At 73.8% G+C, this 4,820-nt stretch carries 4 protein-coding genes and 2 pseudogenes; 3 read left to right on the forward strand and 3 right to left on the reverse strand.

The window, feature by feature from the left end:
* From OMK64_RS19635 to OMK64_RS19645, 3 genes and pseudogenes are all read right to left on the reverse strand, one after another.
* Window positions 1-415, reverse strand: a pseudogene (locus OMK64_RS19635) (Fe-S cluster assembly protein SufD); the annotation flags it as partial.
* Complete coding sequence (gene sufB / locus OMK64_RS19640) at window positions 415-1,860, reverse strand: Fe-S cluster assembly protein SufB (RefSeq protein WP_272730041.1); 1,446 nt, start codon at window positions 1,858-1,860, stop codon at window positions 415-417. The gene sufB and the pseudogene OMK64_RS19635, both read right to left, overlap by 1 nt.
* Window positions 1,857-2,594 (reverse strand): helix-turn-helix transcriptional regulator, encoded by a 738-nt coding sequence (locus tag OMK64_RS19645; protein ID WP_272730042.1) that lies wholly within the window; start codon window positions 2,592-2,594, stop codon window positions 1,857-1,859. Before OMK64_RS19645 ends, sufB begins: the two co-directional genes overlap by 4 nt.
* Before the next feature lie 273 nt (window positions 2,595-2,867).
* Between OMK64_RS19645 and OMK64_RS19650 the strand changes: the two genes are divergently transcribed.
* The 3 genes and pseudogenes from OMK64_RS19650 to OMK64_RS19660 all read left to right on the forward strand — a co-directional run.
* Complete coding sequence (locus tag OMK64_RS19650) at window positions 2,868-3,791, forward strand: ABC transporter ATP-binding protein (RefSeq protein WP_272730043.1); 924 nt, start codon at window positions 2,868-2,870, stop codon at window positions 3,789-3,791.
* Entirely contained in the window at window positions 3,788-4,567 is a 780-nt protein-coding gene (locus tag OMK64_RS19655) for an ABC transporter permease (protein WP_272730044.1), read from the forward strand. The genes OMK64_RS19650 and OMK64_RS19655 overlap by 4 nt, the downstream gene beginning before the upstream one ends.
* Window positions 4,568-4,633: 66 nt before the next feature.
* A pseudogene (locus OMK64_RS19660) lies at window positions 4,634-4,820 on the forward strand (hypothetical protein); the annotation flags it as partial.

Below are 4,820 nucleotides of genomic sequence, written 5' to 3' on the forward strand. Positions count from 1 at the left end.
AGGTGACCGTCGACGCGACCGTCTCGCGCGGGATCGTCACGACCGTGGCGCGCGGGAACGACGCCCACGCGACGGCGGCCGTGCGGTCGCCGGGCTTGCCGGCCTGGCCCAGGCGGGCGTCGTCACGGTCGACGATCTCGACGCGGACCTCGGGCGACTCGACGACGGTCGTGAGCACGCCGTGCCCGGCGAGCACACCGTCCGTCGCCCCCGCGAACAGCGGCGCGAGCTTGTCGATCGGCGAGAACCGCCACTCCTCCTCGCGGCCCGTCGGGACCGGGAAGTCCGCGACGTCGAACGAGGTGGGGCGCGACGCGCGCGACGACTCGGGCGTGCCGCCGACCCCGTGCGTGTGGGCCCCGTCGGCGACCGCCCGCGAGTGGTCGGTCGACAGGTTCTCCGTGGTGGTCGTCATCAGCCGACGGCCCCTTCCATCTGCAGCTCGATGAGGCGGTTGAGCTCGAGGGCGTACTCCATGGGCAGCTCGCGCGCGATGGGCTCGACGAACCCGCGCACGATCATGGCCATCGCCTCGGTCTCGGGCATGCCCCGGGACATCAGGTAGAACAGCTGGTCCTCGCTCACGCGCGACACGGTCGCCTCGTGGCCCATCGACACGTCGTCCTCGCGGACGTCGACGTACGGGTAGGTGTCGGAGCGGGAGATCTGGTCGACGAGCAGCGCGTCGCAGAGCACGTTGGACGCGGAGTGGCTCGCGCCCTCCAGGACCTGCACGAGCCCGCGGTAGGACGTGCGGCCACCGCCGCGCGCGACCGACTTCGAGACGATCGACGACGACGTGTGCGGCGCGGCGTGCACCATCTTGGCGCCCGCGTCCTGGTGCTGGCCCTCGCCGGCGAACGCGATCGACAGCGTCTCGCCGCGCGCGTGCTCGCCCATGAGGTAGATCGCCGGGTACTTCATCGTGACCTTGGAGCCGATGTTGCCGTCGACCCACTCCATCGTCGCGCCCTCGGCGGCCGTGGCCCGCTTGGTGACGAGGTTGTACACGTTGTTCGACCAGTTCTGGATCGTCGTGTACCGCACGCGGGCGTTCTTCTTGACGATGATCTCGACGACCGCGGAGTGCAGCGAGTCCGACGAGTACACCGGCGCGGTGCAGCCCTCGACGTAGTGCACGTACGAGCCCTCGTCCGCGATGATCAGCGTCCGCTCGAACTGGCCCATGTTCTCCGTGTTGATGCGGAAGTAGGCCTGCAGCGGGATCTCGACGTGCACGCCCGGCGGCACGTAGACGAACGACCCGCCCGACCACACGGCGGTGTTGAGCGACGCGAACTTGTTGTCGCCCGGGGGGATCACGGAGCCGAAGTACTGCTCGAAGATCTCCGGGTGCTCGCGCAGACCCGTGTCGGTGTCGAGGAAGATGACGCCCTGCTCCTCGAGCGACTCCTGGATCTGGTGGTAGACGACCTCGGACTCGTACTGCGCGGCGACGCCCGCGACGAGGCGCTGCTTCTCCGCCTCCGGGATGCCGAGCCGGTCGTACGTGTTCTTGATGTCCTCGGGCAGGTCGTCCCAGCTCGCGGCCTGCTTCTCCGTCGAGCGGACGAAGTACTTGATGTTGTCGAAGTCGATGCCCGACAGGTCGGAGCCCCACCACGGCATGGGCTTCTTCTCGAACAGGCGCAGCGCCTTGAGGCGCGTCTTGAGCATCCACTCGGGCTCGTTCTTCAGCGCCGAGATCTCGCGCACGACGGCCTCGGACAGGCCGCGCTTGGCCGTCGCACCGGCGACGTCCCTGTCGTGCCAGCCGTAGGTGTAGTTGCCGATCGAGGCGATGGCCTCGTCCTGCGTGAGCGGCGCGGCGGCTGCCGCGTTCTCGGTGGGTGCACTCATGCTGTCGGTCCTTCCGGGGCGAGCACGGGGGCTGCGGGGGTCGGTGCGGTCGTCGGGATGTTCGTGGTGCAGACGTGGCCGCCGCCGGCGAGGGTGGCGAGCCGCTGCACGTGGACGCCGAGGATGCGCGAGAACGCCCGCGCCTCGGCCTCGCAGAGCTGCGGGAACTCGTGCGCGACGTCCTGGACGGGGCAGTGCCCCTGGCAGAGCTGGACGGCCCGGCCGCCGGGCACGGGCCGCGCGGACGCCGCGTACCCGTCGGCGGTCAGGCCGTCGGCGAGCGAGCGCGCGCGGGCGGTGACGTCCTGGCCGGCCGCGTCGACGACCGCGACGAGCCGCTGCTCGAGGTCGCGGACGCGCTGCTCGGCGAAGCTCTCGACCGCCGCGGGGCCGCCGGTCTCGGCGAGGAAGCGCAGCGCCTGCGCGGCGAGCTCGGAGTAGCGGTGCGACAGCGCGGCCTGGCCGCGGCTGGTGACGACGTAGCGACGGGCGGGGCGCCCACGACGCGCGGGCCCGACGCCGACGCCGTCGTGCACGGCGATCTGGTCGCTCGACTCGAGCACCGCGAGGTGCCGGCGGATGCCGGTGGTCGTGAGGTCGAGCTGGGCGGCGAGCTCCGCGGCCGACACCGGGCCCTGCGCGGCGACGAGCCGCAGGACGCGCTCGCGCGTGCCGGCATCGGACTCGGGGGGCGCCGGGGTGCTCACGGCGGCGACGGGCAGCGTCGCGCTCATGGTCACCTCCCGGGATCGTGGGGCCTCCCCCACGCCGCGCGACCGGGCGGACCGGCCGTGGGCACGACCGGGGGGTGGTCGCGATATTGACAACATCCTTGTTGCCGAAATCCATCCCTGCAAGCAAGGGTGACCTTCCTGCTGGCGACGTATGCGACGGGCGCCCGTGCCCACCGGCCGGGACGCGACGCCCGCGCCGGTGGGTGTGGCGGACGTCACCCGGACCGGCAGGCGCTCGGGGAGGGCCGCGCCTCGCGCCTAGACTCCCCTCTCGTGCCCGACTCCCCTGCGCTGGAGGTCCGTGGGCTCGTCAAGCGGTACGGCGGTCGCGCCGTCGTCGACGGGCTCGACCTCGCCGCGCTCCCCGGCCAGGTGACGGCCGTGCTCGGGCCGAACGGCGCCGGCAAGACGACGACCATCGAGTGCTGCGAGGGGCTGCGCACACCCGACGCGGGCACGGTGCGCGTCCTCGGGCTCGACCCGCGCACGCAGGCCCGCGAGCTGCGGCCGCGCGTCGGCGTGATGCTCCAGGACGGCGGCCTGCCGACGTCGATCCGTGCCGCCGACATGCTCGCGCACGTCGCGCGCATGTACGCCGACCCGCGCGACCTCGGCGAGCTGACCGAGCGGCTCGGGCTGGGGTCGTTCGCACGCACGACCGTCCGGCGGCTCTCCGGCGGGCAGCGGCAGCGGCTCGCGCTCGCCGTGGCGGTCGTCGGGCGGCCCGACGTCGTGTTCCTCGACGAGCCCAGCGCCGGCATGGACCCCCAGGCCCGGCTCGCGGTGTGGGAGCTCGTGCGCGAGCTGCGGGCCGAGGGCGTCGCCGTGCTGCTCACGACGCACCTCATGGACGAGGCCGAGGACCTGGCCGACCACGTCGTGGTCGTCGACCAGGGACGCGTGATCGCGCAGGGCTCGGTCGCGGACCTGCTGGCGTCGGCGGACGACCGGTCGCTCCGGTTGGAGGCGCGCGCCGGCCTCGACGTGGAGGGCCTGCGCTCCGCGCTCGGCGACGGGTTCACGGTCGCCGAGGCGGCGCCGGGCACGTACGTCGTCTCGGGCGCCGTCGAGCCCGCGACGGTCGCGGCGCTCACCGCCTGGCTCGCCGCGGGCGACGTGCTCGCGACGCGTCTGTCGGTCGGGCGCTCGACGCTCGAGGACGTCTTCCTCGACCTCACCGGACGGGACCTGCGATGACGACGACCACTGCGGGCCGCCGCGGGCACGCCGGGGCCGCACCGACCTGGCGGCGGGTGCTGGCGCAGACGTCCTTCGAGGCCCGCGCGATCCTGCGCAACGGCGAGCAGCTGCTCGTGACCGTCGTCGTGCCCGTGCTCGTGCTCGTCGGCCTCACACGCGGCACGTTCGTCGAGCTCGACACCGGTGGCGCGAGCCGCATCGACTTCCTCGCGCCCGGCGTCCTCGCGCTCGCCGTCATGACGACGTCGTTCACCTCGCAGGCGATCGCGTCGTCGTTCGACCGGCGCAACGGTGTGCTGCGGCTGCTGTCGACCACGCCGCTCGGGCGCGGCGGGCTGCTCGCGGGCAAGGTGCTCGGCGTGCTCGTCGTCGAGCTCGTGCAGGTGCTCGTCATCGGCACCGCGGCCGTCGTGCTCGGCTGGCGACCGGACCCCGCGGGCATCCCGCTCGCCGCGGTCGCCGTCGTGCTCGGCACCGCCGCGTTCACGTCGCTCGCGATGCTCGTCGCGGGGACGCTCCGCGCCGAGGCCGTCCTGGCCGTCGCGAACCTCGCGCTGCTGGTGCTCGCCGTCGCGGGCGGCGTCATCGTGCCTGCGAGCAGCCTGCCCGGCCCGCTCGAGCACATCGCGCTGCTGCTGCCGTCGGGCGCGCTCGGCGAGGCGATGCGCGAGACGCTGCTGCACGGCGTGCTGCCCCCGTGGTCGGTCGTCGTGCTGCTCGGCTGGACCGCCGCGCTCGGCTGGGGCGCCGGGCGCCTGTTCCGCTGGCACTGACGCTGACGCCGGGCCGGGAGCCCGCCGGTCGCCGACGCACCACGGCCCGCGCACGTGCGCTCGCGTGTGACGCGCCTCGCGCCGCCGGCGGGCGGGACGACGTCCGCACCGAACTACCCTGGGACGCGTGACGACGCCCGCCTGGGCCAGGCCGGCAAGCCCGGCGACCGCACGGCCGCCGTCGCGTGGGCGTCGTTCCCGCGCGCCACGGTCGTGACGATCCCGCGCGAGACGGTCGCGTCGACGGTCACCT

Source organism: Cellulomonas fimi (assembly GCF_028527925.1).
Lineage (GTDB): Bacteria > Actinomycetota > Actinomycetes > Actinomycetales > Cellulomonadaceae > Cellulomonas > Cellulomonas fimi_C.

Excerpts from the sequence above, each read along its gene's own strand:
- OMK64_RS19655 (WP_272730044.1), top strand. The coding sequence starts at position 3,788 with ATGACGACGACCACTGCGGGCCGCCGCGGGCACGCCGGGGCCGCACCG.
- OMK64_RS19645 (WP_272730042.1), bottom strand. The coding sequence starts at position 2,594 with ATGAGCGCGACGCTGCCCGTCGCCGCCGTGAGCACCCCGGCGCCCCCC.
- sufB (WP_272730041.1), bottom strand. The coding sequence starts at position 1,860 with ATGAGTGCACCCACCGAGAACGCGGCAGCCGCCGCGCCGCTCACGCAG.